At 66.4% G+C, this 26,665-nt stretch carries 25 protein-coding genes, 1 tRNA gene and 1 riboswitch; of the genes, 19 read left to right on the top strand and 7 right to left on the bottom strand.

Going from position 1 to position 26,665, the window contains the following annotated elements; all coding sequences use genetic code 11:
- The first annotated feature begins 6 nt into the window (after nt 1–6).
- From JOD97_RS10580 to JOD97_RS10555, 6 genes are read left to right on the top strand one after another with little or no spacing between them, the layout of a single operon-like run.
- Nucleotides 7–1,209: a beta-ketoacyl-ACP synthase gene (locus JOD97_RS10580; protein WP_209716294.1), complete on the top strand. Its 1,203-nt coding sequence runs from the start codon at nt 7–9 to the stop codon at nt 1,207–1,209.
- On the top strand, nt 1,206–1,700 hold the full coding sequence (locus JOD97_RS10575; RefSeq protein WP_229264263.1) for a hotdog family protein: 495 nt from the start codon (nt 1,206–1,208) through the stop codon (nt 1,698–1,700). The genes JOD97_RS10580 and JOD97_RS10575 overlap by 4 nt, the downstream gene beginning before the upstream one ends.
- Entirely contained in the window at nt 1,697–2,434 is a 738-nt protein-coding gene (locus JOD97_RS10570; RefSeq protein ID WP_209716291.1) for a 3-ketoacyl-ACP reductase FabG2, read from the top strand. The genes JOD97_RS10575 and JOD97_RS10570 overlap by 4 nt, the downstream gene beginning before the upstream one ends.
- Nucleotides 2,431–3,663, top strand: a complete 1,233-nt coding sequence (locus JOD97_RS10565; RefSeq protein ID WP_209716288.1) for a beta-ketoacyl-ACP synthase — start codon at nt 2,431–2,433, stop codon at nt 3,661–3,663. The genes JOD97_RS10570 and JOD97_RS10565 overlap by 4 nt, the downstream gene beginning before the upstream one ends.
- Nucleotides 3,664–3,673: 10 nt before the next feature.
- On the top strand, nt 3,674–4,120 hold the full coding sequence (locus tag JOD97_RS10560; RefSeq protein WP_209716285.1) for an excinuclease ATPase subunit: 447 nt from the start codon (nt 3,674–3,676) through the stop codon (nt 4,118–4,120).
- Nucleotides 4,121–4,132: 12 nt separating this feature from the next.
- Nucleotides 4,133–4,744 (top strand): 4'-phosphopantetheinyl transferase superfamily protein, encoded by a 612-nt coding sequence (locus JOD97_RS10555; protein ID WP_209716282.1) that lies wholly within the window; start codon nt 4,133–4,135, stop codon nt 4,742–4,744.
- Between the two features lie 159 nt (nt 4,745–4,903).
- Here the strand turns inward: JOD97_RS10555 and JOD97_RS10550 are convergent, their stop codons facing one another.
- A complete protein-coding gene (locus JOD97_RS10550; RefSeq protein WP_209716279.1) occupies nt 4,904–5,782 on the bottom strand; it encodes a polysaccharide deacetylase family protein in 879 nt (292 codons plus the stop codon).
- A gap of 95 nt (nt 5,783–5,877) precedes the next feature.
- On the opposite strand from JOD97_RS10550, the gene JOD97_RS10545 reads away from it, so the two are divergent.
- From JOD97_RS10545 to JOD97_RS10530, 4 genes are all read left to right on the top strand, one after another.
- A complete protein-coding gene (locus JOD97_RS10545) occupies nt 5,878–6,612 on the top strand; it encodes a class I SAM-dependent methyltransferase (protein WP_209716277.1) in 735 nt (244 codons plus the stop codon).
- A 62-nt stretch (nt 6,613–6,674) separates the two neighbouring features.
- Nucleotides 6,675–6,974, top strand: coding sequence for a hypothetical protein (locus tag JOD97_RS10540; protein ID WP_209716272.1), 300 nt, complete (start codon nt 6,675–6,677; stop codon nt 6,972–6,974).
- Entirely contained in the window at nt 6,964–7,233 is a 270-nt protein-coding gene (locus JOD97_RS10535) for a hypothetical protein (RefSeq protein ID WP_209716269.1), read from the top strand. The genes JOD97_RS10540 and JOD97_RS10535 overlap by 11 nt, the downstream gene beginning before the upstream one ends.
- 114 nt (nt 7,234–7,347) lie before the next feature.
- Nucleotides 7,348–9,255: an MFS transporter gene (locus JOD97_RS10530; protein ID WP_209716266.1), complete on the top strand. Its 1,908-nt coding sequence runs from the start codon at nt 7,348–7,350 to the stop codon at nt 9,253–9,255.
- A gap of 74 nt (nt 9,256–9,329) precedes the next feature.
- Here the strand turns inward: JOD97_RS10530 and JOD97_RS10525 are convergent, their stop codons facing one another.
- The 5 genes from JOD97_RS10525 to JOD97_RS10505 form a co-directional block, all read right to left on the bottom strand.
- Entirely contained in the window at nt 9,330–10,292 is a 963-nt protein-coding gene (locus tag JOD97_RS10525; protein WP_229264262.1) for a S9 family peptidase, read from the bottom strand.
- Nucleotides 10,293–10,336: 44 nt separating this feature from the next.
- The gene (locus tag JOD97_RS10520; RefSeq protein ID WP_209716261.1) at nt 10,337–11,110 is read right to left on the bottom strand and encodes a MerR family transcriptional regulator; all 774 of its coding nucleotides are present in this window, start codon (nt 11,108–11,110) and stop codon (nt 10,337–10,339) included.
- Nucleotides 11,111–11,325: 215 nt separating this feature from the next.
- Nucleotides 11,326–12,855 carry a response regulator gene (locus JOD97_RS10515; protein ID WP_209716259.1) on the bottom strand — a complete coding sequence of 510 codons (1,530 nt, stop codon included), beginning with the start codon at nt 12,853–12,855 and terminating at the stop codon, nt 11,326–11,328.
- A 5-nt stretch (nt 12,856–12,860) separates the two neighbouring features.
- Nucleotides 12,861–14,363 (bottom strand): ATPase domain-containing protein, encoded by a 1,503-nt coding sequence (locus tag JOD97_RS10510; RefSeq protein WP_209716256.1) that lies wholly within the window; start codon nt 14,361–14,363, stop codon nt 12,861–12,863.
- 115 nt (nt 14,364–14,478) lie between these two features.
- Entirely contained in the window at nt 14,479–16,650 is a 2,172-nt protein-coding gene (locus tag JOD97_RS10505) for a diguanylate cyclase domain-containing protein (RefSeq protein WP_209716253.1), read from the bottom strand.
- A 252-nt stretch (nt 16,651–16,902) separates the two neighbouring features.
- On the opposite strand from JOD97_RS10505, the gene JOD97_RS10500 reads away from it, so the two are divergent.
- From JOD97_RS10500 to JOD97_RS10480, 5 genes are all read left to right on the top strand, one after another.
- Nucleotides 16,903–18,108: an efflux RND transporter periplasmic adaptor subunit gene (locus JOD97_RS10500; protein WP_209716251.1), complete on the top strand. Its 1,206-nt coding sequence runs from the start codon at nt 16,903–16,905 to the stop codon at nt 18,106–18,108.
- Nucleotides 18,109–18,123: 15 nt separating this feature from the next.
- Nucleotides 18,124–21,267, top strand: coding sequence for an efflux RND transporter permease subunit (locus tag JOD97_RS10495; RefSeq protein ID WP_209716248.1), 3,144 nt, complete (start codon nt 18,124–18,126; stop codon nt 21,265–21,267).
- A 10-nt stretch (nt 21,268–21,277) separates the two neighbouring features.
- Nucleotides 21,278–22,726, top strand: coding sequence for an AdeC/AdeK/OprM family multidrug efflux complex outer membrane factor (gene adeC / locus JOD97_RS10490; protein ID WP_209716245.1), 1,449 nt, complete (start codon nt 21,278–21,280; stop codon nt 22,724–22,726).
- Between the two features lie 138 nt (nt 22,727–22,864).
- Entirely contained in the window at nt 22,865–23,476 is a 612-nt protein-coding gene (locus JOD97_RS10485; RefSeq protein ID WP_209716242.1) for a TetR/AcrR family transcriptional regulator, read from the top strand.
- A gap of 101 nt (nt 23,477–23,577) precedes the next feature.
- Entirely contained in the window at nt 23,578–24,285 is a 708-nt protein-coding gene (locus tag JOD97_RS10480; protein WP_209716239.1) for a fumarylacetoacetate hydrolase family protein, read from the top strand.
- 5 nt (nt 24,286–24,290) lie between these two features.
- Here JOD97_RS10480 and JOD97_RS10475 read toward each other — a convergent pair whose 3' ends face one another.
- Entirely contained in the window at nt 24,291–25,127 is an 837-nt protein-coding gene (locus JOD97_RS10475; protein WP_209716236.1) for a Sir2 family NAD-dependent protein deacetylase, read from the bottom strand.
- Nucleotides 25,128–25,227: 100 nt separating this feature from the next.
- On the opposite strand from JOD97_RS10475, the gene JOD97_RS10470 reads away from it, so the two are divergent.
- The 4 genes from JOD97_RS10470 (at nt 25,228) to JOD97_RS10455 (ending at nt 26,332) form a co-directional block, all read left to right on the top strand.
- Nucleotides 25,228–25,304: transfer RNA gene (locus JOD97_RS10470), tRNA-Pro, on the top strand.
- A gap of 139 nt (nt 25,305–25,443) precedes the next feature.
- The gene (locus JOD97_RS10465; RefSeq protein WP_209716233.1) at nt 25,444–25,743 is read left to right on the top strand and encodes a hypothetical protein; all 300 of its coding nucleotides are present in this window, start codon (nt 25,444–25,446) and stop codon (nt 25,741–25,743) included.
- A gap of 124 nt (nt 25,744–25,867) precedes the next feature.
- Nucleotides 25,868–26,062, top strand: a complete 195-nt coding sequence (locus JOD97_RS10460; protein WP_209716230.1) for a hypothetical protein — start codon at nt 25,868–25,870, stop codon at nt 26,060–26,062.
- A gap of 90 nt (nt 26,063–26,152) precedes the next feature.
- Nucleotides 26,153–26,332, top strand: a complete 180-nt coding sequence (locus JOD97_RS10455; protein WP_209716227.1) for a DUF3606 domain-containing protein — start codon at nt 26,153–26,155, stop codon at nt 26,330–26,332.
- A 37-nt stretch (nt 26,333–26,369) separates the two neighbouring features.
- Nucleotides 26,370–26,603, top strand: a riboswitch (cobalamin riboswitch).
- Nucleotides 26,604–26,665: the final 62 nt, after the last annotated feature.

Genomic DNA, 26,665 nt, shown 5'->3' with positions numbered 1-26,665 from the left:
TGAAGCATGTTGAATTTTTATCTGAACGCTTGCGGCATTATCTGCGCGCTCGGCGACAGCCACGCGCAGGTCAAGGCGCGCCTGTACGCCGGCGACAGCGGCGTCGCGATGACCGGCGAGTGGTCGCCGGGGCGCGAGCTGCCGCTCGGGCGCGTGCTCGCGCCGCTGCCGTCGGTCGAGCATTTGCCGCCGCGCCAGCGCAGCCGCAACAACGCGCTGGCGCTGGCCGCGCTGGCGCAGATTCGGCCGGCCGTCGAGGCGGCGGTGGCGCGCCATGGCGCCGACCGCGTGGGCGTGGTGATCGGCACCAGCACCTCGGGCATCGGCGAGACCGAACAGGCGATCCGCGACTACTGCGCCAACGGCGTTTTGCCGCCGGACTTCGTCTACGACCCGCAGGAGATGGGATCGCCGGCCGTCATGCTGGCGCACGAGCTGGGCCTGTCCGGGCCGGCCTACGTGCATTCGAGCGCCTGTTCGTCGAGCGCCAAGGCGATGGCCAGCGCGGCGCGGCTGATCAAGATGGGGTTGTGCGACGCCGTCCTGACCGGCGGCGTCGATTCGCTGTGCGCCTTTACGGTGGCCGGTTTCGCGTCGCTGGAATCGGTCAGCGACGAGCGTTGCAACCCGATGAGCGCGAACCGCCACGGCATCAACATCGGCGAAGGTGCCGCGCTGTTCCTGATGAGTGCCGATGCCGGCGACGCGGGAGACGCCGCCCCCGTGGCCTTGCTAGGCTGGGGCGAGTCTTCGGACGGCCATCACATGTCGGCGCCCGATCCGGCGGGCGGCGGCGCGCGGCTGGCGATGACGCAGGCGCTGGAACGCGCCGGCCTGGACGCCGCGTGCATCGATTACGTCAACATGCACGGCACGGCGACGCCGCAAAACGACGCGATGGAGTCGCGCGTGATCGAGGCGCTGTTCGGACTTGAAGTGCCGGTCAGCTCGACCAAGCCGTTCACCGGCCACACCTTGGGCGCGGCGGCGGCGGTGGAGGCGGCGCTGTGCTGGCTGGCGATGCAGGACGATAATCCGCAGGGCAGGCTGCCGCCGCATCTGTGGGACGGCGCCGCCGATCCCGCGCTGCCGGCGCTCAACCTGGTGCCGGCCGGCGCGGCGCTGGGACGTCCTTTGCGCCATGTGCTGAGCAGCTCCTTCGCGTTCGGTGGCTCCAACGCGGTGCTGGTGCTGGGGAGGGTGGCATGACGAGTCCCGCGACGATGCCAGCAACGATGCCCGATATCAGGTCGCTGGTCCCCCACTCCGGCGGAATGGTGCTGCTCGAGCGCGTGGTCAGCGCGGACGATGAGAACCTGTGCGCGGAAGTGCGCATCCATGCCGGCAGCGTGCTGGCCACCGCCGATGGCGTGGGCTCGTGGGTCGGCATCGAATACATGGCGCAGGCGATCGCCGCGCACGCCGGCTGGCTGGCGGAGCGGCGCGGTGACGCCGTCAAGGTCGGATTTTTGCTGGGCTCCCGCAAGTACGAGGCGAGCGTGCCGTATTTCGCGCTTGGCAGCGTGCTGCGGGTGCATGTGCATCGCGTGCTGCAGGCCGAAAACGGGCTCGGTGCGTTCGACTGCAGGATAGAGTCGGCCGACGCCGCCCCCGGCGCGGCCAGCCTGGCCACGGCGACGGTGACTGTTTTCCAGCCCGATAATGTCAATCAATTTCTCAAAGATGGAAACGTAGCATGAATCAAAATAAGTCCATGAGCGTGCTGGTGACGGGATCGTCCCGCGGCATCGGCAAGGCGATCGCGCTGCGGCTGGCGCGCGACGGTTACGACATGGTGCTCCATTGTCGCAGCCAGCGCGCCGAGGCCGACGCGGTCGCGGCGGAGATCGCGGAGATGGGCCGCGCGGTGCGCGTGCTGCAGTTCGACATCGGCGACCGCGCCGCCACCGCCGCCGCGCTGGAGGCGGACATCGCCCAACACGGCTGCTATTACGGCGTGGTGTGCAACGCCGGCGTGGCACGCGACAATGCCTTCCCGGCGATGTCCGGCGAGGACTGGGACATCGTGCTGCAAACGAACCTGGACGGCTTCTACAACGTCCTCAATCCGTTGGTGATGCCGCTGGTGCAGCGGCGCAAACCGGGCCGCATCGTCACGCTGGCATCGGTGTCGGGCTTGATCGGCAACCGTGGCCAGGTCAATTACAGCGCCGCCAAGGCCGGCATCATCGGCGCCACCAAGGCGCTGGCGCTGGAGCTGGCCAAGCGCGCCATCACCGTCAACTGCGTGGCGCCAGGCCTGATCGAGACCGACATGATCGGCGACGTGCCGATGGACGAGGCGCTCAAGATGATACCGGCGCGCCGCGTCGGCAGACCGGAGGAGGTGGCGGCAGCCGTCAGCTTCCTGGTCGGCGAGGAGGCCGGCTACATCACGCGCCAGGTCATCTCCGTCAACGGCGGGCTGGCATGAGCCGCCGCGTCGCCGTCACCGGCATGGCCGGCATCAGCCCGGTCGGCAACGACTGGGCCGCGGTTCGCCAGCGCCTGGGCGAGTTCCGCAACGCCATCGTGCACATGGACGACTGGTGCGATTACGAGGGCCTGAACACGCGCCTGGGCGCGCCCGCCGCGCCGTTCGAACTGACCGAGCGCTATAACCGCAAGGCCATCCGCAGCATGGGCCGCGTGGCGCTGATGGCCACGCGCGCCACCGAGCTGGCGCTGGCCGACGCCGGCCTGCTCGATCATCCGCTGCTCAAGAGCGGCGATCTTGGGGTGTCGTTCGGCTCCTCGGCCGGCACGCCGAGCGCCATCGGCGACTTCGGCCGCATGATGGAAGAGCGCACCACCAAGGGCATCAACGCCACCACCTACATCAAGATGATGTCGCATACGGCGCCGGTCAACATCGGCGTCTTCTTCGGCATCACCGGGCGCGTGATCACCACGTCGAGCGCCTGCACCTCCGGCAGCCAGGGCATCGGCTACGCCTATGAGGCCATCCGCGCCGGCAAGCAGCTGGCCATGGTGGCCGGCGGCGCCGAGGAGCTGTGCGCGACCGAGGCGGCGGTGTTCGACACGCTGTTCGCCACCAGCACCCGCAACGACGCCGGCCACACGACACCGCGTCCGTTCGACGCCGGCCGCGACGGCCTGGTGATCGGCGAGGGCGCCGGTTGCCTGGTGCTCGAGGATATGGACCACGCGCTGGCGCGCGGCGCGGCGATCCACGCGGAGCTGGTGGGCTTCGGCACCAACAGCGACGGTTGCCACGTCACGCAGCCCAATGCGGCCACGATGCAAAAGGCGATGACGCTGGCGCTGCGGGACGCCGGCTTGCAAGCGTCGGACATCGGCTACATCAACGCCCACGGCACCGGCACGCAGCAGGGTGATATCGCCGAATCGCAGGCGACGCTGGCGGTGTTCGGCGACAAGACCCCGATCAGTTCCCTGAAAAGCTACATGGGCCACACCCTTGGCGCGTGCGGCGCGCTCGAGGCGTGGATCAGCATCGAGATGATGCGCGAGGGCTGGTTCGCGCCGACCATCAATCTGGAGCGGGTGGACGGCGAGTGCGCGCCGCTCGATTACATCACCGGCGCCGGCCGCGCGCTGCAATGCGAGTACGTGATGTCGAATAACTTCGCTTTCGGTGGTATCAATACTTCACTGATTTTCAAACGGTACGTCAAATAGGAAAACAACCATGAAAAAAACGATTGCTGTCGCCGCCTTGCTGGCTGTTTCGCTCACCGCCTCGTTCCCGGCTTCGGCCGAAGACAAGATGATCAAGTTCCCTATCGCCGGCGCCATGGCAGCCAACGACGCCCAGCAGCGTCTGGGCGATACGGTGAAGTTCTATTTCGCCGACCAGCCGACGCCTAAAGTGGCAAGCAAGATCACCTCGGACAAGACCAGCCAGCGCACCAACGGCTTTGGCAAGTCCTCCGAAAAAGCCTGCAACTGGGTGTTCCTGTCCGCCATGCTGGCCCTGCAGAAGCGCGCCACGGAAGTCGGCGCGGACGCGGTGGTCAATATCGTCAGTAATTTCAAGGATCAGGAATTCGCCAGCCAGACGGAGTTCGAGTGCGCCGACGGCGCCATCATGGCCGGCGTCGCGCTGAAGGGCGATTTCGTCAAACTGGCCAAGTGATCTCCGGCTTACATGACTGACGCTACGTTGTGGATGGTCGACGCGGACGCGGTGACGGATGCCGATTTGCTGCGCTTCCGCGATTGGCTGTCCGCCGGCGAATTGGCGCGCTATCAGCGCTTTGTCCGCGCGCAGCGGCTGCGCCAGTTTGTCGTGGGCCGGGTTTTGCTGCGCATGGCGTTGGGGCGCTTGCTGAACGTGGCGCCGCGGGAGATTCAGCTGGAGGAGCAGGTCGGCAAGGCGCCGTTGCTGGTGTCGCCCGTTGTCAAGGGTGGCATGCCGGGGTTTAGCATCGCGCATAGCGGCCGGTGGGTTGCTTGCGTGGTGAGCGCGCAGACGGCGCTGGGGTTGGATATCGAGATGCTCGATGCCGGGCGTGATCTGGCGGCGCTGGCCGCGCAGGTGTTCGATGCGCCGGAGATTTCGCGCTGGCAGGGCTTGCCGGAGGCGCGCCGTGTCGACGGGTTTTATAGGATGTGGAGCGAGAAGGAGGCGCGCTTCAAGCTGGGCGAGGGTGTTGGCGGGCATTGCGTCGCCGTGCCGCACGGGGAGTTGTCGGTGGTGGTGTGCAGCGGGCAGCCGCTGGACCAGGGGCCGAGGATAGAAGTCGTCAGCCTGGCCTGAAACGGTATTTGAATCTGAAACACGTAGGGCGGATTAGGCGGAACGCCGTAATCCGCCATGTTTGAGCCGCCGACGGCGCATGCGTGGCGGATTACGCTTCGCTAATCCGCCCTACGTGATTCAGATTATTTCCAGAGCCGGGTCGTCGCCACAGCTGGATCACTGCCACAGCCAGTTCCACAGGCCTGGCAGTTGCGGCTTGGCGTCGGCGCTGGTGACGGTGCTGGCCAGCGCGGCGCGTTCCAGTTCATCGCGGTCGTCGTAGAACGGCTTGGCCGCCAGCGGCACATCGAGCTCGCGCGCGACGTCGATCAGGATGTCCATGTACTCCTGGATGTGGCGCGAGGTGTAGGTGTTGACGTCGTGGAAGGTGACGACGACCGGCGTGCTGCCGTCGACCACCGGCATGGCGCCGGCCGCCCAGCGCTTGCGCGTCTCGGCCAGGTGGGTCAGCATGTTTGATCGTTTGTGCCAGCTGAAGTTGATGCCGTAGATTTTGCCGTCGTTGGCATTGAGGTCGGTGAGCAGCATGCGCATGCCGTGCTGGCGATACGATTCCAGCGTCTCGGCGTCGTAGGCCCAGAACGGCGGGCGCACCAGCTTGGGGGCGACGCCGGTGACGCCGACCAGATCGTCGACGCCTTTTTGCATCGATTCGTCCAGCGTCTTCTTGCTCATGAAGCGGTGGTTCGAGTGGAACAAGGTGGCGCTGTGCAGCGCGACGATGTGGCCTTCGTCGTGTTCGCGCTTGATCAGCGCGCGGCCGGTCTCGGTGCCGCCGCCGTGCCAGGCGCGAGTCTGGGTGAAGAACACGGCCTTGATGTTGTCCTGCAGCGGATTGCGGGCCAGCGTCTCGAGGATATGCACGGTGGGATTGTCGCTGTCGGCGGCGGCGGGACCGTCGTCGAAGGTCAGCAAAAACCGCACCGGCGCCGGTGCCGCATTCCGCGCGGGCGCGGGCGCATCCTGCCCGGCGGCGGCGTTCGAGAGCAGCAATGACAACGTTGCAAGCAGCAGATGATGACGAAGGACTAACACGGGCTCAACAGACGACAAGGGATGGTTATTGTACGTGAATTAGCGCGAATTTCGCGCACCCGGAATTTTATAAACCAAATGTAGATGATGATCTTATGAGCGCCAATTTCGATTTAACGCAGCCTTCCGGCGATCCCCATGTGCCGGAGACGGCCTTCGGCAAGTGGTTCCTGCGCACCGAGACGTGGACCGTCCATGTGCTCGAGCGCGCGCTGGTGGACCTGCAGCGCATGATGCCGGCCGACCGGCGCGGCTACGACGTGGTGGCCGATGTCGGCTGCGGCTTCGGGCGTTCGCTGGGCAAGCTGCACCAGCGCTTCGCGCCCAAGCGCCTGATCGGCATGGACATCGATCCGGAGATGCTGCGGGAGTCGGCGAAGGAGGTGGCGGCGCTCAATATCGCGGCCGACTTCATTTGCTGCTCCAGTTCCAACATCAAGCTGGAGGACAATTCGGTCGATCTGCTGTTTTGTCATCAGACCTTCCATCACCTGATCGACCAGGAGCGGGCGATCCAGGAGTTCTTCCGCGTGCTCAAGCCGGGCGGGGTGCTGCTGTTCGCCGAGTCGACCAGGCGCTATATCCATTCGTGGATCATCCGCCTGCTGTTCCGCCATCCGATGGATGTGCAGAAGACGGCGCCGGAGTATCTGGCGATGGTGCGCGCGGCCGGCTTCTCGGTGCCCGATAGCGCGGTGTCGTACCCGTTCCTTTGGTGGAGCCGCGAGGACCTGGGGATACTGGAGACGGCCCTGCGCATCAAACCCAAGGCGGTGCGCGAGGAGACGCTGATTAATCTGGTGGGTGTCAAGCCTATGCCAGCTCAATAAATTTATATTGGAATGAAAATCATTCTCATTTAGTATTGAGGTTTATGGCTTGGAGGGACGCTGTGAACTGGATCAGCATCGTCGTCGCGGCATCGGCCGCCCTGTGTTTATATCTGGCCTCGCCGCATCAGGCCTTGTGGCCGGCCGCGCTGGCGCGCCGTCATTTTCTGCGCTGGCTGGCGGCGCCACTGGCCACCGGCGCCGTCGCGGCGGCGGTGCAGGACTACGGCGTCTGGTGCGGCGTGTGCGTGGCGCTGTCCGGGTTCATGACGGCGCTCGTCGCGCTGCCTTACGCGGACGCCTGGCTGCGCCGCCCGGGACCGCAAGCGCCGGCCAGGCCGGAGGCGCGCCATGTGGGGTAAGTCGACGGCCGCCGTCCTTCTCGGATTGCCGCTGGCGGTGATCGTGATCGGCATCTGCGCGCTGCTCAGCCACGACCAGCCGCGCACCACGCTGCCATGGCTGCTGATGTTCTTCCCGGTCTGGGTGGGCGCGATGTCGCTCGCCTTCGTCGCCCGCAGCGGCCTGCGCGCCTGGCTGTGGATGGGCGGGGCGACCCTGCTCGGCTACGCGGCGCTGCACCTGTCGAAGGCGGCCGGATTGCTAAGTATCGCCGGATGAACCCTTTGATCTGGCTCACCGGTCACTTCTAATATGGCGTGCCGGGCAGCGTCGGCGTGCGGTTATAATCCGCTCAATCTTCCGGAATTTCCACACAGCACGGATTCGAACGATATGAGCCAGCCCAATCAGTTTTCCCTGTTGACGCAACGCCGCTTCGCGCCGTTTTTCTGGACCCAGTTCCTCGGCGCGTTCAACGACAATCTGTTCAAGACCGCGCTGGTGGTCATCCTCACTTTCGATGCGCTCAGCTGGACCACGCTGTCGCCGTCGCTGATCACCAACCTGATTCCCGGCCTGTTCATCCTGCCCTACGTGGTGTTCTCTGCCACCGCCGGGCAGGTGGCAGACAAGTTCGAAAAGGCCGGCCTGACGCGCTTCGTCAAGTGGCTGGAGGTGGCGATCATGTCGATCGCGGGCCTGGGCTGGGTCACGCACAATCTGTGGCTGCTGATCGTGGCGGTGGTCGGCATGGGCGTGCACTCGACCTTGTTCGGCCCCGTCAAATACGCGTATCTGCCGCAGCAGCTCAAGCCCGAGGAGCTCATCGGCGGCAACGGCGTCACCGAGATGGGCACCTTCGTCGGCATTTTGCTCGGCGAGATACTGGGCGCGGTGCTGATCGTGCAGCGCCCCAACGGCATCCTGTTCGAGGCCTGCGCCACCATCGGCGTGGCCCTGCTTGGCCTGGTGGCGAGCTACCGCATTCCGGTATCGCCGGCGCCCGCGCCGGACCTGAAGATCAACTGGAACTTCATCGCCGAATCGTTCCGCAACCTGAATTTCTCTCGCAAGAACCGCGTCGTGTTCCAGTCCATGCTAGGTAACTCGTGGTTCTGGTTTTACGGCGCGCTGGTGCTGGCGCAGTTCCCGGTCTATGCCAAGGACTACCTGCACGGCGATCACGGCGTGTTCGTGCTGTTGTTGACGGTGTTTTCGCTGGGCGTGGGCAGCGGCTCGCTGCTGTGCGAGCGCCTGTCCGGCGGCAAGGTGGAAATCGGCCTGGTGCCTTTCGGCTCCATCGGCCTGACGCTGTTCGGCGTCGACCTGTACTTCGCCAGCGTCGCCTTCACCGCCGGCGCCGGCGCGCTGGTGGCCGGCCCGCACCTGGGCGCCTTCGAGTTGATGGCGCACGCCGGCACCTGGCGCATCCTGTTCGACGTGCTGATGATCGGCATGTTCGGCGGCTTCTTCATCGTGCCGTTGTTCGCGCTGATCCAGACGCGCTGCGACCCGGCGCACATCTCGCGCACCATCGCCGGCATGAACATCCTCAACGCGCTGTTCATGGTGGCGGCGGCCGGCGTGGCCATCGTGCTGCTGGGGCAGGGCCTGACGATACCGCAGCTGTTCCTGGTGACGGCGCTGCTCAACGCGGTCGTGGCGCTGTATATCTTCTCGCTGGTGCCGGAGTTCCTGATGCGTTTCCTGGCCTGGATGCTGATCCACACGGTGCACCGCGTGCGCACCATCGACGCCGATCGCATTCCGGCCGAAGGCGCGGCGGTTTTGGTGTGCAACCATGTCAGCTATGTCGACGCCATCGTCATCGGCGCGGCCAGCCCGAGGCCGATCCGTTTTGTGATGGATCACCGCATCTTCAAGTTGCCGCTGCTCGGCTGGATCTTCCGCACCGCGCGTGCGATTCCGATCGCGCCGGCCAAGGAGGACCCGTGGCTGATGGAGAAGGCGTATGTCGATATCGCGCAGGCGCTGCACGAGGGGGATCTGGTGTGTATCTTCCCCGAGGGGCGGTTGACGCATGACGGCGAGATCAACCAGTTCAAGGGCGGCATCGCCAAGATCATCGAACGGTCCAAGGTGCCGGTGATTCCGATGGCGCTGCGCGGCTTGTGGGGGCATTTGTTGAGTCGTAATGGCGAGAACGTGTTCCAGCGCGCCTTCCGCAACGGCTTGCGTTCGCGGCTGGCGCTGGCGGTGGGGCTGCCGGTGCCGCCGCATGACGTGACGCCGGAGGGGCTGCAGAAGCAGGTCCTCGATCTGCGCGGGGATTGGAAGTAGGGCGGATTAGCGCAAGGCGCGTAATCCGCCAAGCTCCGTCGGCGGCGCATGCATGGCGGATTACGCGCTGCGCGCTAATCCGCCCTACGTGGATCCGTGGTTAATCGATCGGTCCAGCTGGCGATGGCGTCCGCCACCGCCGCGTCGCTTTCGGTTTCGAGCATCATCGATTGCATCGGCGGCAGGTTCGGCGGCGTGTTCTTGTAGAAGTGGTTCAGCGTCGGGAACACCGCCATCTCGGTCGGCAGCCCGCCGCGTCCCGCGCGCAGCAGGTCGGCATGCTCCGCCGGCACCGACGTGTCCCGTCCTCCCTGCACGATCAACACCGGCTGCCGCACCTTCGCCAGCGCCGCCACCGGATCGACCCGGTCCACGCTGCGCAAGTAGGCATGACCCATCGCTGGCATCGTCGCCAGCATCGCCGTCGCCGGATCGCGCGCCGCCTCCGCTGGTGGCGGGCCGCCGGCGCGTATCGCCGCCACCGTGCGGTCGAACACCGTCAGGTCGGGCGCCATCGCCGCGATCTGCTCCCGCATGACGTCGAAGACCGGCGTCGCCGGGCCGGATAAACTCACCACGCCGTCGATAGTCTTCGCCGTCGCGCCGCCGGCGAGCAGCGACGTCACCACCGCGCCCTCGCTATGGCCGGCGACGATGACCGGCCGCGCGCCGATCCGCCCGCGCAGCAGCGCCAGGCCGGCGGCGGCCACCGCCACCCGCGTTTGGAAATCGACATGCGACGCCGCCAGCATCGCGTTGATCGTCTGCGAGCCTGTGCCGGGACCGATCTTTGCCATCCGCAGCACCGCGAAGCCGCGCGCGCGCAACTGCCTCGCCAGATCCGCGTACGCGTGCGGGCGCATGTTCATCGAAGGATAGTTTCCGTCGACGTCGCTGAACAGCGAGCCGGGCACGATCAGCACCGCGCCTGCGGCATCGCCATCGGGCAGGCTGAATCGGCACGCTATCTTCACGCCGGCGACGGTGACGTCGGCGTCCTGCTCGCCGGGCACCGCGCCCGCGCTAAAGTTCGACATGGTCATTGCTCCTATCAGTGGAATTGCCAGCAAGGCGCGGCGCTTCACGCCGCCGGCGCCGCGAGGACGCGTTGCGCATACACGGCCATCGCCGCGGCCAGGAAGCGCGCCAATCGCGGATGCAGCGCGTCGTACATGGCGCTGAATTCGGCGTGGTCGGTGTAGAGCGCGCCGAGCGCCGCGTAGGCCTGCGCGTCGGGACGCCATGAGCGGCATACCCAGTCATGGTGCCGCGCGGTCGCCGCCTGCGCCTCGGCGGTGTCGGGCGCGAGTCCGCGCTCGATCAGCGCCACGAAGCGCGCGTGGATCGCGTCGATCTCCGCCTTGAAGTCGAGCATGGCGGCGGGGGAGAGCGCCGCCTGCGCCGCGCGCGCGCCGCGGATCGCATCGGTGGCGTGGTCGCCGTAACGGTCCATCAGCTCGGCCTCCCACGCCGCCTGTTTTTCCGGCGAGACGCCGTCGAACATCCGCCGCGCGTCCAGTGGCTGGCCGGCGTCGATCAGCGCCAGGGTGCGGTCGATGGTCCTGGCCAGGTCGCGGCGGCGGTCGATCTCGGCCTCCACCCTGTGCCGCAGCTCGACCAGCGCGGCGCGGGTGTTGAAGGCCGGATCGTCGAGCATGCGGCGGATGTCGGCCAGCGCCACGCCCAGCTCGCGGTAGAACAGGATGCGCTGGAGGCGCAGCAGCTCCTGCTGGCCGTAGTAGCGATAGCCGTTGGCGCCCACCTCCGGCGTCAGCAATCCGATCTCGTCGTAGTGATGCAGCGCGCGTACGCTGATGCCCGCCGCCTTGGCCACCTGTTTAACTGTCTGGCGCATATGTTCCTCCCTCGATAACACCCCGATTGTGCGGGATGACGCCACGTGAGAGTCAACAAAAAACACTCCGGGGTCAGGTCCACCATTTCTACACGATCTAAGCTGTAGTGGATGCGGAAGTGGCGATTGGCTTATCTACACAACAGCTCGTGTAGAAATTTTGGACCTGACCCCGGAGTGACGCATCAGGCCGTGTGGAAATGTGGACCCCGGAGTCAGCGCGCCGCCTGCACCTGCTCGCGGTTCTGGCGGGCGCCGGCCAGGCGGATGATTTGTTCCAGCTCCACCGGCTTGACCAGGTGGTGGTCGAACCCCGCCTCCACCGTGCGGCGGCGCGCGTCGCTCTGGCCCCAGCCCGTCAGCGCCAGCATCAAAATGCGCTCGGCGCCGGGACGCTGGCGGATTGCCCGCGCCGTTTCGTAGCCGTCCATGCCGGGCATGCCCAGGTCCATGATGATCATGTCCGGCTGGTTTTCGATCGCCATCGCCACCGCCGCCGCGCCGTCGTACACGGCGCGCACGTCGAAGCCGTCGATCTCCAGCAGCGCCGCCAGCGAGTCGGCCGCGTCGGTGTTGTCGTCCACCACCAGCACTTTCATTTTGCGTCCGTCGGCGGCGGCCGGGGAGGCCAGCGGCACCGGCTCGCGCGCGCCGCCGGCGTTGACCACCGGCAGGCGGATGACGAATTCGCTGCCCCGGCCGGGACCCTCGCTGTGGGCGTCGACCGTGCCGCCGTGCATCTCGGCGAACTGGCGCGACAGGCTCAGGCCGATCCCCAGCCCGCTGGAGAACTGGCCTACCACCGTGTTGCTTTGCTCGAACATGCGGAAGATGCGCGGGATCGCCTCGGCCTCCAGCCCGATGCCGCTGTCGCGCAGCGCCACCGTCAGGACGTCGCCGTCGACCGCCGCGCGCACCACCACGTTGCCGCCCTGGGGCGTGAACTTGATCGCGTTCGACAGGATGTTGGCGAAGATTTGCACCACCCGCGCGTAGTCGGCGTTGAGCATGATCTCGCTGGCGGGCAGTTGCCAGGCCACGTGGATGCGCTTGGCGGCGGCCGCCTGCGAACACAGCTCGCTGACGTGGTTCATCACCGACGCCAAGGTCACCAGTTGCCGCTGCAGCTTGATCTTGCCGCTGGTGATGCGGGCGACGTCGAGCAGGTCGTCCACCAGCCGCGTGAGCAGGCGCACCTGGCGCTCGACCATGTCGCGGATGCGCGCCACTGGCGCCGCGTCCGGGTACAGGTGCGTCAGCAGCGACACCGAGGTGCGGATCGGCGCCAGCGGATTGCGCAGCTCGTGGCCCAGGCTGGCGAGGAACTCGTCCTTGCGGCGCGCCGCCTCGCGCACCTGGTATTGCTTGTTGCGCGCCCGCAGCGTCGAGTGCAGCGCCGTGATCAGCGTCAGGGTGCGCACCGGCCGTTCCATCAGGTTCAGGTTGCCCAGCGCGGCCACCGCCTGGCGCACCGTGGCCGAGTCGGCGCCGCGGTGGGTCAGCAGGATGATCGGCAGGTCCGACCAGTCGGGCTGGCGCGCCACGCAGTCCTGCAGCAGCTTGAAGCCGCCCGGGCCCAGCGCCTCCTCCACCGTCAGCACGGCGCCGGCGCCCAGCTCGAGCTGGTCGGCCAGGTCGGCCAGGGTGGCGCACACGTGGCTGTCGATCTGCGCCAGCGCCAGCACCTTGGCCGCCAGCGGCCCGTCCTGGCCGGTGGGCGCGTAGATCAGGATGCGCGTCTCCATGCGCGTTAGCCGGGCTGGCCGGCGGTGGCGGCGTCGCTGCCGTCGCCGTCGTAGGTGGGCACGCCGGTCAGGATGCCGTGGAAGCCGCGCAGCACCGCGCCGACCCGGATGCCGTCCCTGGTCACCTGGAAGCGGCGGATGGTGCGCTCGTGCGCGCTGCCGCGTTTCTTGAACACGGAGATCGCCTGCCGCACCTCGCCGGCCGCCTCGAAGTAGCGCAGCATGATGACGTTGTCGGCGATGTAGCTGGCGTCGACCGAGGTCGTCATGCCGGTGCCGATCATGCCCTGCTGCACCCCGACGATGATGCTGACCACGCCGCGCTGGCCCAGGTAGGTCAGCAGCTCGTGCAGGTAGATGGTCAGGAAGCGCTCGTCGGGCACCGCGTTCAGGTAGCCGTTGAGGCTGTCGATGACGACGATCCGCACGCCGCGTTCGACCGCTTGCACGATGGCGTGCGCGAACTGGCCGGGCGCCAGCTCGGCCGGGTCGATCTGCTGCACCGTCAGCAGGCCCTGGTCGATGGCGCCGGCCAGGTCCATGCCCAGGGCGGCGGAGCGGTTGAGCAGGTTGTTGCGCGCCTCCTCGAACAGGAACATCGCGCTGGCCTCGCCGCGCTGGGCGGCGGCGTGGATGAACTGCGCCGCCAGCGACGATTTGCCGGTGCCGGGCGGGCCGGAGATCAAGGTGCTCATGCCTTCCTCCAGGCCGCCGCCGATCAGCTGGTCGAGCTCGGGCAGGCCGCTCGAGAGCTGGCACCGCTGGCGGTCGACGCGGGTGCCGGCCGCCACCAGGCGCGGATAGACGTGCAGCCCGCCCTTGACGATCTTGTAGTCGTGGGCGCCGCCGTGGAAGGCGATGCCGCGGTATTTGACCACCCGCACGCGGCGCCGCTCGGCGCCGTAGGCCTGGTCGGCCAGCTCCAGCGTGAGCACGGCGTGCGCCACGCTGCGCACCTGCAGGTCGGTCGACAGCGCGGTGCGGTCGTCGAGGAAGATGGTGGTGCAGGCGCGGCTGGTCAGGTACTGCTTGAGCGCGAGCACCTGGCGCCGGTAGCGCAGCGGGCTCTCGGCCAGCAGCTGCAGCTCCGACAGCGAGTCGAGCACCACGCGCCGCGGCTTGTATTTTTCGATCGCCGCGACGATGCGCTGGGTGGTGGTGCCCAGCTCGATCTCGGACGGGTGGAAGATGGTGTACTGCTGGTCCGGGTCGAGCGCGTTCTCGTTGGGGATGATCTCCTCGACCTCGATGCCGCGCATGTCCCAGCCGTGCGACTGCGCCACGCTGCGCAGCTCGACAGCGGTCTCGGCCAAGGTGATGTAGAGCACCGCCTCGCCCTGGCGCGCGCCCTCGTTGAGAAATTGCAGCGCCAACGTGGTCTTGCCGGTGCCCGGTTCGCCCTCGACCAGGTACAGGCGGTCGCGCGTCAGGCCGCCGGCCAGCACCTCGTCCAGGCCGGGCACGCCGGTGCCGAGAAAAAGATTGGTGACGCTGTTTTGTGCTTCCATGTGCGGTTCCGAGATCCAGGCGGATTGCCTTAAGTTGACTTAAATATTACCGGAAACACGGAAAGATGGATTTTCGATATGAAACGTGCGTACGCCAGCGAACAAAGCGTGCGCGCTAGCGCCGCGCCGCCTGGCGCGCGCCCTGCTGCTTGTTGAGGTACATGGCGCGGTCGGCCCGCCCCAGTAGCATCTCGATATCCTGCGGATCGTCCGGGTGGTGGACGGCGATGCCGATGCTCGCGCCCAGCTCGAGCGTGACGGTCTTGAGCACGTACGGCCGGCGCAGCAGCACCAGCAGCTTGTCGGCCGCCTCGCGGGCGTCGGCCTCGCAGTGCAGCATCTCGACGATGACGACGAACTCGTCGCCGGCCAGGCGGCCGACGGTGTCGGTCTTGCGCACCGCGCCGCGCACCCGTTCGGCGAACTGGCGCAGCAGCTCGTCGCCCTCGTCGTGGCCGTAGCGGTCGTTGACCTGCTTGAAGCGGTCGAGGTCGAGGAAGTACACGGCGCAGCACTGGCGCTGGCGGTCGGCGCGGCGCAGCGCCTCGGTCAAGGTCTGCAGCAGCGCGCGGCGGTTGGGCAGGCCGGTGAGGGGGTCGCGCAGCGCCATCTCCTCGAGCGACGCGAACAGTTTTTTGCGCTCGCTGATGTCGTGCAGGAAGGCGATGAACAGGTGGCCGTCGCCGCGCGGCACGTAGGCCAGCGAGATCTCGACCGGCAGCTCCTGGCAGTCGCGGTTGTGCAAGGTCAGTTCGACGCGGCGGTTCAGCACGGCCGCGTCGCCGCCGCCGGGCAGGTAGCCGGCGGCGCGGCCGTCGGCCAGCTGGCGCAGGTCGCGCTCGTAGGCGCGGCGCAGCAGCGGCGGCAGCACCATCGCCGCCAGCGGCCGGCCGATCACCTCGGCGCGGGTCCAGCCCAGCAGCTTTTCGGCCTGGCGGTTCCAGTCCACCACCACCCCGCCTGGATCGAGCGCGATGAAGGCGTCGTGCGCGTGGTCGAGGATGGCGCGCAGTTCGGCCGCGCGTTCCTGCAGCAGGCGCTGCGCGCTGTGCTCCTGGTCCAGCGCGCGCTCGAGCTGCTGCGCCTTGCTGGCGATTTCGCAGGTGCGCTCGGCCACCGTCGATTCGAGCTGTTCGTTCAGCGCGCGCAACGCGGCCAGGTGGGCTTGTTCGTTGCCGACCATGCGCGCGAGCGCGCCCGACAGCACCTGCAGCTCGTGGAAACTGTCTACCTGGACGATCGGCGGCAGGTCGGCGGCGCCGGCCGGCGTCGCCGAGCGCAGTTCGAGCTTGCCGCTCAGGGCGTCGAGCGGGCGCGTGTAGCGCCGCGCGATGACGGCCGCCGCCGCGGCCATGACCACGCCGAGGATGGCGCCGAGCAGCAAAATCTGCCGCTCCAGCGCCCGCGCCGAGGCCAGCGCCACGTCCTCCGGCTGGCGCGCGATGACCGACCACGCCAGCGTGGCCGGCGCGCCCGGCCGGCCCGCCAGCGCGTAGCCGCTCAGATAGCGGCGGCCGTCGGCCCAGGTTTCCGTGACGGCGCCCGAGCCGCCCGCGCGCGACAGCCTCAGGCTGTCGCTGTCGACCTTGCGCTCGGCCAGGTTCCCGGGGCCGAGCATGACGGTGCCGTCGGCGCGCACCACCAGGATCTCGGCGCCGTCGGCGCGGTCGGCCGGGGCGACGATGGCGCCGGCCAGGCGCCGCGCCCAGCCCCAGCCCAGGCGCACGCACAGCACGCCGCGGTCGGTGCCGTCGGCGCCGCTGACCGGGCCGGCGACGTCGACGAAGCGCCACGGCCCGGCGCCGGCGGGCGCCTGCCCGCCGGGCGGGGCCGGATGGAGGTCGCCAGCGAACGGTTGGGCGCGCCCGCCCTGGAACCAGGCGCGCGCGCCGACGTCCATCCCTTCGAGCAAGCCCTGGGTGGCGGCCACCACGCGCCCGTCCGGCCCGGCCAGGCCGATCCACGCGTAGTCGGGGAAGGCTTTTTGCGCGCTCTCGAGCACCGCCCGCGTCCGCGCCGGCGAGTCGGCGTCGCGCACCTGCGCCAGCTCGGCCAGCAATTGGACGTCGCCGCTGGCTTTTTGCAGCATGCGCTCGAGGGCGTCGCGGGTTTGCCACGACAGCTGCCGCAGCCGCTGTTCGGCCTCGCGTTCGGCGTAGTTGTAGGCGAAGTGGTCGACCAGGATCAGTAGCGACAGCACCGTCAGCAGCACCGTCGCGCTGACGCCCGCCGTCACCAGCGTGGTGAGCCTGGGGCGGGCCTTGCGGTCGGTGCGCGGCATGGTCATGACGGCGTGTTTCCGGCCCGCGCGGGGCCTGAAAGATAACTGAAAGAAAGTATTTTTATTCTAACACCCGAAAGTCGGAATAATTCCATTGTCATAGACAAATTTCCTATTCACAACCACGGTTTGGTTCGTGGGGGCTTTCTTAAATCGCCCTTAAAGTTTCCTTGCATCATTAAATGCCAGCTTGACATAATTAGAATGATCGTTCATTCTATGGTTTGTGCTCATAATTTCTACAGAAAGTCCCAAGCCATGGAAGCTCTTTTCTGCAAACCGTCCCTGCGGACGGCCGGGGCCGCAGCCCTGATCACCGCAACCGTGCTGGTAGCCGGTTGCTCCAAGACCACGACCGAAGCACCTCACGCGCAGGTGGCGGAAGTGGGCGTTTTCAAGGTGGCGCCGCAAGCGCTGCAAATCACCACCGAACTGCCGGGTCGCACCGCCGCCTTCCAGGTGGCCGAAGTGCGCCCGCAGGTCAACGGGCTGGTGCAAAAACGCCTGTTTGTCGAGGGGGCCGACGTCAAGGCCGGCACCCCGCTGTACCAGATCGATCCATCGCTGTACCAGGCCAGCGTCAACTCGGCCAAGGCGGCCCTGGCCAAGGCCAAGGCCAACCTGATGACCAGCGGTCCGAAAGTCTCCCGCTATAAAGAGCTGGTCGCCATCGAGGGCGTCAGCCGCCAGGATTACGAGGACGCCGTCGCCGCCGACGCCCAGGCCAAGGCCGATGTCGAATCGGCCGCCGCCGCGCTGGAAGAGGCGCAGATCAATCTGAAATACACCCACGTGTACGCGCCCATCAGCGGGCGCATCAGCCGTTCGACGGTGACCCCGGGCGCGCTGGTGACGGCCAACCAGACCGACGCGCTGACCACCGTGCAGCAGCTCGACCCGATCTACGTCGACATCACGCAATCGAGCGAGGACCTGCTGCGCCTGAAGCGCGACATGGAAAGCGGCAGCCTGAAACAATCGGGCCAGGCGAAGGTCTCGCTGGTGCTGGCCGACGGCACCAAGTATGCGGAGGCGGGCAAGCTGCAGTTCGCCGGCGTGTCGGTCGATACCGCCACCGGCAACGTCGTGCTGCGCGCGCTGTTCCCCAATCCGAAGCACGATCTGCTGCCGGGCATGTTCGTGCGCGCGGTGGTGGAGGCGGGCGTCGACGAGCAGGCCATCGCCGTGCCGCAGCAGGGCGTGAGCCGCAACCAGAAGGGCCAGGCCACCGCCATGGTGCTCAACCCGCAGGGCAAGGTCGAGCAGCGCATCCTGGTCACCAGCGGCACCCAGGGCGACAAGTGGCTGGTCAAGTCCGGTCTGGCCGCCGGCGACCTGCTGATCGTCGAAGGGCTGCAGAAGGTCAAGCCCGGTGCGCCGGCCAAGGCCGCCGTGGCAGCCGCGCCGGCGGCCCCGGTGGCGCCGACCGCCGCCGCCAAGCCTGCCGCGCCGAGCGCGCACTAAGACAGGAGCCAGCTTATGTCACGCTTCTTTATTGACCGCCCCATTTTCGCCTGGGTGATCGCGATTGTGATCATGCTCGGCGGCGTACTGGCGATCATGGGCCTGCCCATCGCGCAGTACCCAAGCATCGCGCCGCCATCGATCTCGATCAGCGGCTCCTATCCGGGCGCCTCGGCCAAGACGGTGGAAAACGCCGTCACCCAGGTCATCGAACAAAAGATGAAGGGCATCGACGGCCTGCGTTATATGAACGCGTCGAGCGATTCGTCCGGCGGCATCAGCATCACGCTGACCTTCCGCAGCGGCACCAATCCCGACATCGCGCAGGTGCAGGTGCAAAACAAGCTGCAGCTGGCCACGCCGCTGCTGCCGGCCGCCGTCACCCAACAAGGCCTGGTGGTCAGCAAGGCCACCAAGAACTTCATGATGGTGCTCGGCTTTATCTCCGAGGACGGCAGCATGAAGCAGGCCGACCTGGGCGACTACGTGGCCGCCAACGTCATCGATCCGATCAGCCGCGTCGAAGGCGTGGGCGACGTCACCGCCTTCGGTTCGCAGTACGCCATGCGCATCTGGCTCGACCCGGCCAAGCTGCAAAGCTATCAATTGACGCCGGCCGACGTCACCGCCGCCATCACCGCGCAAAACACCGAGGTCTCCGCCGGTGAACTGGGCGGCGTGCCGGCCGTCAAAGGCCAGCAGTTGAACGCCACCGTGTCGGCGCAAAGCCGCCTGCAGACGGCCGAGCAGTTCGGCGCCATCCTGCTGAAGACCGCCGCCAGCGGCGCCACCGTGCATCTGCGCGACGTCGCCCGCATGGAGCTGGGCAGCGAGAACTACAGCGTGCTGTCGCGCTACAACGGCAACGCCGCCACCGGTATGGCGATCAAGCTGGCCACCGGCGCCAACGCGCTCGATACCGCCACCGCCGTCAAGGCCAAGGTGGCGGAGCTGGAAAAACTGTTCCCGGCCGGGATGAAGGCCGTTATCGCCTTCGACACCACGCCGTTCGTCAAGATCTCGATCGAGGAAGTGGTCAAGACGCTGGTCGAGGCGATCGTGCTGGTGTTCCTGGTGATGTACCTGTTCCTGCAAAACTTCCGCGCCACCCTGATCCCGACCATGGCCGTGCCGGTCGTGCTGCTGGGGACCTTCGCCATCCTGTCGGTGCTGGGTTACTCGATCAACACCTTGACCATGTTCGCGGTGGTGCTGGCGATCGGCCTGCTGGTCGACGACGCCATCGTGGTGGTGGAAAACGTCGAGCGGGTGATGACCGAGGAGGGCTTGTCGCCGCTGGAGGCGACGCGCAAGTCGATGACCCAGATCAGCGGCGCGCTGGTGGGTATCGCCATGGTGCTGTCGGCGGTGTTCGTGCCGATGGCCTTCTTCGGCGGCTCCACCGGCGTGATTTACCGCCAGTTCTCGATCACGATCGTCTCGGCGATGGTGCTGTCGGTGATCGTGGCGATGGTGTTTACGCCGGCGCTGTGCGCCACCCTGCTCAAGCCCGTGCCGAAGGGCCACGCGGCGATCAACACCGGTTTCTTTGGCTGGTTCAACCGCACTTTCGAGCGCAGCAGCCATAAATACGAGGGCTTCGTCGGCAAGATCCTGAATCGCGGCGGCCGCTCGCTGGTGGTGTACGCGCTGATCGTCGGCGTCATGGCCTTCGTGTTCCTGCGCCTGCCGACCTCCTTCCTGCCGGAAGAGGACCAGGGCGTGCTGTTCACGCAGATCCAGCTGCCGACCGGCGCCACCCAGGAGCGCACGCTCAAGGTGATCGAAAAGGTCGAACAGCACTTCATGAAAGACGAGAAGGAATCGGTGGCCTCGGTGTTCGCGGTGGCCGGCTTCAGCTTCGCCGGTAATGGCCAGAACACCGGTATCGCCTTCGTCCGTATGAAGGACTGGTCCGAGCGCAAGGGCGCCGACCATGCCGTCGGCGCCATCGTCGGCCGCGCCATGGGGGCGTTCTCGCAGATCAAGGACGCAATGGTGTTCGCCTTCGCTCCGCCGGCGGTGCTGGAACTGGGTAACGCCTCCGGCTTCGACCTGCAGCTGCAGGACACCGGTGGCGTCGGCCACGAGGCCCTGATGGCCGCGCGTAACCAGATGCTGGGCATGGCCTCGCAAAGCAAGGTGCTGGTCGGCGTGCGTCCGAACGGCCAGGAAGACACGCCGCAGTACAAGATCACCGTCGACCAGCAAAAAGCCATCGCGCTGGGCCTGACCGTCGCCAACGTCAACCAGGTGCTCAGCAACGCCTGGGGTAGCGCCTACGTCAACGACTTCATCGACCGTGGCCGCGTGAAGAAGGTGTACCTGCAGGGCCAGGCCGAATCGCGCATGGCGCCGGAAGACCTGAAAAAATGGTTCGTCCGTAACGCCAATGGCGACATGGTGCCGTTCTCCGCCTTCTCGACCGGCGAGTGGATCTACGCCTCGCCGCGCCTGGAGCGCTACAACGGCCTGTCGTCGAGCGAGATCCTGGGCGCCCCGGCGCCCGGCCAGAGCTCCGGCGCGGCCATGGCGGAAATCGAAAAGCTGGCCGAGAAGCTGCCGCCGGGTATCGGCTACGAGTGGACCGGCCTGTCGATCGAGGAGCGCGACTCCGGCTCGCAAACGACGCAGTTGTACGCGATCTCGGTGCTGATCGTGTTCCTGTGCCTGGCCGCGCTGTATGAAAGCTGGTCGATCCCGTTCTCGGTGCTGCTGATCGTGCCGCTGGGCGTGGTCGGTACCGTGCTGGCGACGTTCGTGTTCAAATTGTCGAACGACGTCTACTTCCAGGTCGGCCTGCTGACGGTGGTCGGTCTGGCGGCGAAGAACGCGATTCTGATCGTGGAATTCGCCAAGGACCTGCAGGAGCAGGGCGTCGAACTGCGCGAGGCCACCTTGCAGGCGGTGCGCCAGCGTCTGCGTCCGATTCTGATGACGTCGATCGCTTTCGGCCTGGGCGTGCTGCCGCTGGCCATCAGCAGCGGCGCCGGCTCGGGCAGCCAGAACGCCATCGGCGTCGGGGTGCTGGGCGGGATGCTGACGTCGACCTTCCTCGGCATCTTCTTCGTACCGCTGTTCTTTGTGCTGGTGCGCGGCTTCTTCAGCAAGAAGAAAGCCACGCCATCGGCGCCAACCTCGCACGTGGAGGCGCACTAATATGAAAAGCATGAACAAGTCTTTAATTACCATGGCCGCGCTGGCGCTGCTGGCCGGCTGCAGCCTGGCGCCGGTGTACCAGCGTCCCGCCGCCCCGGTGGCGCAGGCCTGGCCCGCCGGCGACGCCTACAAGGGCGTGCCGCCTGCCGCCGCCGACGCCAAGCCGGTGTCGGAGATCCAGTGGCGCGAGTACTTCTCCGACGCGCGCCTGCGCAAGGTGATCGAGCTGGCGCTGGCCAACAACCGCGACCTGCGCGTGTCGGTGCTCAATATCGAGCGCGCCCGCGCCGAGTACAACATCCAGACGGCGGCGCTGCTGCCGAAGGTGAACGCGGGCGTGAGCCAGAGCGCCACCCGCACGCCGGCCAACATGACCGGCACCGGCGACGCCGCCATCACCCGCCAGTACAGCGGCGGGCTGTCGATGCCGTCGTATGAGCTGGACTTCTTCGGCAAGGTGCGCAACGCCTCCGAGGCGGGCCTGCAGACCTACCTCGGCACCGAGGAGGCGCGCCGCACGCAGCAAATCAGCCTGGTGGCGGAGGTGGCCAACGCCTACCTGACCCTGACTGCCGACCAGCAGCGCCTCAAGCTGGCGGCGGAGACGTTGAGCAGCCAGCAGATCACCTATGACCTGAGCCGCAAGCGCTTCGAGAACGGCGTCACCTCCGGCGTCGACATGTACGACGCCGAAACCAGCGTGCAGTCGGCCCGCAACGACGTCGCCACCTACACCGCGCAGGTGGCGCTGGACCAGAACGCGCTGGCGCTGCTGGTGGGCGGCGCGGTGCCGGCCGACCTGCTGCCGACGGACGACCTCAATCCGGTCACGCAGCTGGCGGCCATCCCGGCCGGACTGCCGTCGGACCTGCTGCAAAACCGTCCCGACGTGCAGCAGGCCGAGCGCTCGCTGCGCGCCGCCAACGCCAACATCGGCGTGGCGCGCGCCGCCTTCTTCCCCAGCATCTCGCTGACGGCGTCGGGCGGCAGCGCCAGCCGCAACCTGTCCGGATTGTTCAAGTCCGGATCGGGCACGTGGAGTTTCGCGCCGCAGATCAATTTGCCGATCTTCGACGGCGGCGTCAATCGCGCCAACCTCGATATCGCCAAGACCGACCGCGACATCTCGGTGGCGCAGTACGAGAAGGCGATCCAGGTGGCCTTCCGCGAGGTGGCCGACGCGCTGGCCACGCGCGGCACGATCGACGAGCGCCTCGCTTCGCAGCAGGCGCTGGTGGACGCGGCCGAGAAAAGCTTCAAGATCAACGACGCCCGCTACCGCAAGGGCGCCGACACGTATCTGAACGCGCTGGTGTCGCAGCGCGCGCTGTATTCGGCCCAGCAGGGTTTGATCAGCACGCGCCTGAACCAGACCAGCAACGCCGTCACCCTGTACAAGGTGCTGGGCGGCGGCTGGCAACCTGAGATTGCTCAACAGGGCAATCCGCCGCGCGGCTAAACTGCGCAGGCGGACGCGCGGCGGCTGTGATGCACAGCTGTTGCGCGCCCGCCGCATCAGGCCAAGGGCGAATTGACAAACCCGGCCGGCATCGCCACAGTTCCGCCTTCAGGCATTAGAGAGACCCAAGGACACGACATGACCACCCCCGCAAAACGACGCACCGACCCGGAACGTGCGCAGAACCGGCGCAACCAGGTGTTGGAGGCGGCGGCCGTCTGCTTCGCGCGCAGTGGCTTTCACGGCGCCAGCATGTCGGAGATTTCCAAGCAGGCCGGCATGAGCGCCGGCCATATCTACAATTATTTCGACAGCAAGGACGCCATCATCATGGCCATCGTCGAGCGCGAGAGCGAGTACGTCACCGGCTTGCTGCGCGACCTGCAAACGCGCGACGATCCGCTGCAGGCCATGATCGACGACGCGCGCCGGCATATCGACGAGTCGCTCGATCCGCAGCCCTGGCACGTGCCGCTGGAGATGTACGCGGAGGCGTCGCGCAATCCGGTGATCGCCGCCCAACTGCGCGTGCACGAGGAAAGTTCGCGCACCCAGTTGCGCGAGCTGGTCAAGCAGGGACGCGAGCGCCGTAATCTTCCGGTCGACGACGTCATGCTCGACGGCCGCATCGACACCATCATCTCGTACTTCCAGGGTTTGCAGATCCGCGCGTTGCACCGCCCCGAGATGAACCGCGACAGCCTGGTGGATGCGTTCCGCATCGCGATGACGGCGCTGCTGTTGTCCTGAGGGTCTCGCTCGACGATTTTGTCTCGTAGTGTTTCAGGCCGCGCGGGCGCGGGCCGGCTGTTGTACCATGTCCGATCTCCCATACCAGCCATCGGAGCATCATGACTTCCTACGTTATCCCCGCCCATGACATCGTCGGCCTGCCGGTCGCCGGCACCGCCGACCTGTTCCCCGTGCGCCGCGTCTACTGCGTCGGCCGCAATTACGCCGCCCACGCGCGCGAAATGGGGTATGACCCCGACCGCGAACCGCCATTCTTCTTCTGCAAGCCGAACGACGCCCAGGCGCTGGTGCCGGTGGCGCCGGGGCAGGTGGTCGAGCTGCCGTATCCGCAGGTGACCAGCAATCTGCACTACGAGTGCGAACTGGTGGTCGCCATCGGCAAGGGCGGCAGCGACATCGCCGTCGAAGACGCCGCGCGGCACATCTTCGGCTACGCGGTGGGGCTGGACATGACGCGGCGCGACCTGCAGTTCAAGATGCGCGACGCCGGCCGGCCGTGGGAAATCGGCAAGGCCTTCGACTACTCTGCGCCGATCGGCGTGATCCACCGCGCCGAAGAAGCGGGCGATATCGGCCACGCGTCGATCCAGCTCGATGTCGACGGCGTGACCAAGCAGTCGGCCACTATCGACCATCTGATCTGGTCGATCAGCGAAACCATCGCCAATTTGTCGACCTTGTTCGCGCTGGCGCCGGGCGACCTGATTTTCAGCGGGACGCCGGAGGGCGTGGGCGCCGTGGTGCGCGGCCAGACCCTGACCGGCAAGGTCGATGGGCTGTCCGGCATCGCCGTCAAACTGGTGTAAATCGTTTAGAGCAGGGCGTCGATGGCGGCCAGGCCGGCCAGCGCGCCCATCGCCAGGCCGACATCGCGCGCGCCCATGACTCGCGGTTCGCGCGGATTAATCCGGATCATGCGGCCGCCGTGCCGCTGGATCACATGCTGGCCGAAATGGCGCACCGACGGTATCGCCACGCCGGCACCCAATTCCACGACCAGCGGCCGCCGCGCCGTCCGCAGCAACGCGTCCAGACGCGCCTCCTGCAGCCACGAGCGGCGCTCGTTCCAGCCCCAGTCGCCGAACATCAGGATGTTCGGCCGCGCCAGCGCGCCGCAGCGCGGGCAGACCGGGGCCGCGTTTAGCAGGCGGCAGGCGTCGTTGTCGACTTCCGGGTGGAAGTCGTCGGCCGGCCAGATGTCGCCGCCGCATGGCGTCAGGCATTGCAGGTGGTGGATGGAGCCGTGGCATTCGTATATCCGTTGCGGATCGAAGCCGGCGCGCTGGAACTGGCCGTCGACATTGCTGGTGAAGACGCCATAGCCGTGGTCCATGCGCCCGCCCCATGCTTTAAGGAGGGCGAAGCCGGCGTGCGGCGCGGTGTCGCGGTAAAGTTTGAGGCGATGGCCGTAGAAGCCCCAGGCCAGCGACGGATTGGCGTGGAAGGTGTCGGGCGAGGCGACGCTGGTGAACGCCATGCGCGCGCGGGCGAGGGCGGGGTAGGCCCGCCAGAATCCTTCGTCGCCGCGAAAATCGGGCAGGCCGGAGTCGACGCCCATGCCGGCGCCGGCGGCGACGAGCAGCAGATCGGCGTTGGCGACCAGGCCGGCGGCTTGTTCGATCAGGTCGGAGGGGGAGGTTTCGGACATGGCGGATATCTTACCCGGGCGTGGGATGGAATGCCATTCGAGCAGGATGTAACGCAAACATGACAAATACTTAAAGTGGCTGCTATAATTGCGAATTCGTCGGGGCGTAGCGCAGCCTGGTAGCGTACGTGCATGGGGTGCACGGGGTCGGAGGTTCGAATCCTCTCGCCCCGACCAATAGATTCAAGGACTTAGGCCAATCTTCGGATTGGCCTTTTTCTTTTCAATCATCAACTCTAAATGGTTGTCGTGAAACGAACCTTCATCTAAATCACGTAGGGCGGATTAGCGTAGCGTAATCCGCCAAGCTCAGTTGATGGCCTGGACCATTTCGCTACTGTCGCCTGCGGCATTATCCGCCTATACATGCCATACTGACCCGCCCAACCACGAGGAGTTTGGTATGCCATTTTATAAGGTTTGGTATCGGAACAGCCCTGAGCCCTTGGAGCATTCGAGCGCGAGTATTTTGCACGAAGATAAGATTTTGGATTTGGTATTGCAGAAAGAGAACATCGTGTCGACCGGCCCAAGTTTGAAAGACATCATCGCCAGCAACAATCTGGGGCCAGTGCGATACACCGAGGATGAGAGCGAGCCGTTCACTATCGGCTAGGTGTTCCACCACGACGTCACGCCGCCCATCCGGGCGGCTTTTTTTCGCCCCAACGCAACACAGGACCTTGCAAAGTGTTGTTTATTATCAAAATTCATTCCCAAAATGCTACGGTCGGACTACCATGGAGGAGCTAATAAAAATTACATCGGGGAAAATTGTGTTTGCAAAAATTGACTGGAACAAGCTGGGTTTGATTGTCGCCGCAGTACTCGTCTACGCGATCGTTCTGAACGAGCTAATCCCCGAGGATGCACGCTATGTGGGCACCAATTCCATGTATGACGGCCATCCCACCCTCAGGGGCAGCGTTAAGTAATTACCATCGAAACTCCTCGGTACGCCATGTAACGGTGCGGATCGCGCTTCTGTGTCATTCTTCCAGCACACAAACAAACCGGAGGGCGCCATGAGCGACGATCTGAAAAAAGCGGGGCAGCAGGACCGCGCGCGTATCAATGTCAACGAGCCGCATGAAGTGGACTACTGGACCAAGGAGCTGGGTGTGACGAAGGACCGTCTCGCGCAGCTGGTGAAAGAGGCCGGGCCGAGCGTCAAGGCTGTCCGCGAGAAGCTGGCCAGCGATTAAGCACCATCTCCAACGTTGCCATAGTTGCCAGCCCGTCGTATCATGGCGGCGTTTTGGTGCTCGCGGCCTGGTTCCAGGCCGCAGTTAAACGGGAAACACGCGCTGGCTCGCCAGCGGCAAACGTGTGCTGTCCCCGCAACGGTAAAACAGGCGCCGCGCTTCCACTGGATGCGCGGCCGGTCGTCTCTGAAGTCCACTGTGCGTTCGGCATGGGAAGGCGAGACGATCCGACCTGTTAGCCCGGATACCGGCCAAGGCGGATGGAAGCAAGCGGCCGGGAGGTGTCGTGTTTTGCGGAGGATGCGGGATCGGCGCCACGGCGCCGGCTTGTGA

The sequence above is a fragment of the Duganella sp. 1411 genome (genome assembly GCF_017833525.1).
Lineage (GTDB): Bacteria > Pseudomonadota > Gammaproteobacteria > Burkholderiales > Burkholderiaceae_D > Rugamonas.
The sequence above is the reverse complement of the archived record's forward strand: the minus strand, read 5'-3'. Positions and strand labels throughout refer to the sequence as shown.

Coding starts and splice junctions, on each gene's coding strand:
- JOD97_RS10555 (WP_209716282.1), top strand. CDS start 4,133: ATGACTGACGCTACGTTGTGGATGGTCGACGCGGACGCGGTGACGGAT.
- JOD97_RS10495 (WP_209716248.1), top strand. CDS start 18,124: ATGTCACGCTTCTTTATTGACCGCCCCATTTTCGCCTGGGTGATCGCG.
- JOD97_RS10560 (WP_209716285.1), top strand. CDS start 3,674: ATGAAAAAAACGATTGCTGTCGCCGCCTTGCTGGCTGTTTCGCTCACC.
- JOD97_RS10520 (WP_209716261.1), bottom strand. CDS start 11,110: ATGCGCCAGACAGTTAAACAGGTGGCCAAGGCGGCGGGCATCAGCGTA.
- JOD97_RS10530 (WP_209716266.1), top strand. CDS start 7,348: ATGAGCCAGCCCAATCAGTTTTCCCTGTTGACGCAACGCCGCTTCGCG.
- JOD97_RS10545 (WP_209716277.1), top strand. CDS start 5,878: ATGAGCGCCAATTTCGATTTAACGCAGCCTTCCGGCGATCCCCATGTG.
- JOD97_RS10500 (WP_209716251.1), top strand. CDS start 16,903: ATGGAAGCTCTTTTCTGCAAACCGTCCCTGCGGACGGCCGGGGCCGCA.
- JOD97_RS10525 (WP_229264262.1), bottom strand. CDS start 10,292: ATGTCGAACTTTAGCGCGGGCGCGGTGCCCGGCGAGCAGGACGCCGAC.
- JOD97_RS10575 (WP_229264263.1), top strand. CDS start 1,206: ATGACGAGTCCCGCGACGATGCCAGCAACGATGCCCGATATCAGGTCG.
- JOD97_RS10480 (WP_209716239.1), top strand. CDS start 23,578: ATGACTTCCTACGTTATCCCCGCCCATGACATCGTCGGCCTGCCGGTC.
- JOD97_RS10465 (WP_209716233.1), top strand. CDS start 25,444: ATGGCCTGGACCATTTCGCTACTGTCGCCTGCGGCATTATCCGCCTAT.
- JOD97_RS10505 (WP_209716253.1), bottom strand. CDS start 16,650: ATGACCATGCCGCGCACCGACCGCAAGGCCCGCCCCAGGCTCACCACG.
- JOD97_RS10580 (WP_209716294.1), top strand. CDS start 7: ATGTTGAATTTTTATCTGAACGCTTGCGGCATTATCTGCGCGCTCGGC.
- JOD97_RS10460 (WP_209716230.1), top strand. CDS start 25,868: ATGGAGGAGCTAATAAAAATTACATCGGGGAAAATTGTGTTTGCAAAA.
- JOD97_RS10510 (WP_209716256.1), bottom strand. CDS start 14,363: ATGGAAGCACAAAACAGCGTCACCAATCTTTTTCTCGGCACCGGCGTG.
- JOD97_RS10485 (WP_209716242.1), top strand. CDS start 22,865: ATGACCACCCCCGCAAAACGACGCACCGACCCGGAACGTGCGCAGAAC.
- adeC (WP_209716245.1), top strand. CDS start 21,278: ATGAACAAGTCTTTAATTACCATGGCCGCGCTGGCGCTGCTGGCCGGC.
- JOD97_RS10455 (WP_209716227.1), top strand. CDS start 26,153: ATGAGCGACGATCTGAAAAAAGCGGGGCAGCAGGACCGCGCGCGTATC.
- JOD97_RS10535 (WP_209716269.1), top strand. CDS start 6,964: ATGTGGGGTAAGTCGACGGCCGCCGTCCTTCTCGGATTGCCGCTGGCG.
- JOD97_RS10565 (WP_209716288.1), top strand. CDS start 2,431: ATGAGCCGCCGCGTCGCCGTCACCGGCATGGCCGGCATCAGCCCGGTC.
- JOD97_RS10475 (WP_209716236.1), bottom strand. CDS start 25,127: ATGTCCGAAACCTCCCCCTCCGACCTGATCGAACAAGCCGCCGGCCTG.
- JOD97_RS10515 (WP_209716259.1), bottom strand. CDS start 12,855: ATGGAGACGCGCATCCTGATCTACGCGCCCACCGGCCAGGACGGGCCG.
- JOD97_RS10570 (WP_209716291.1), top strand. CDS start 1,697: ATGAATCAAAATAAGTCCATGAGCGTGCTGGTGACGGGATCGTCCCGC.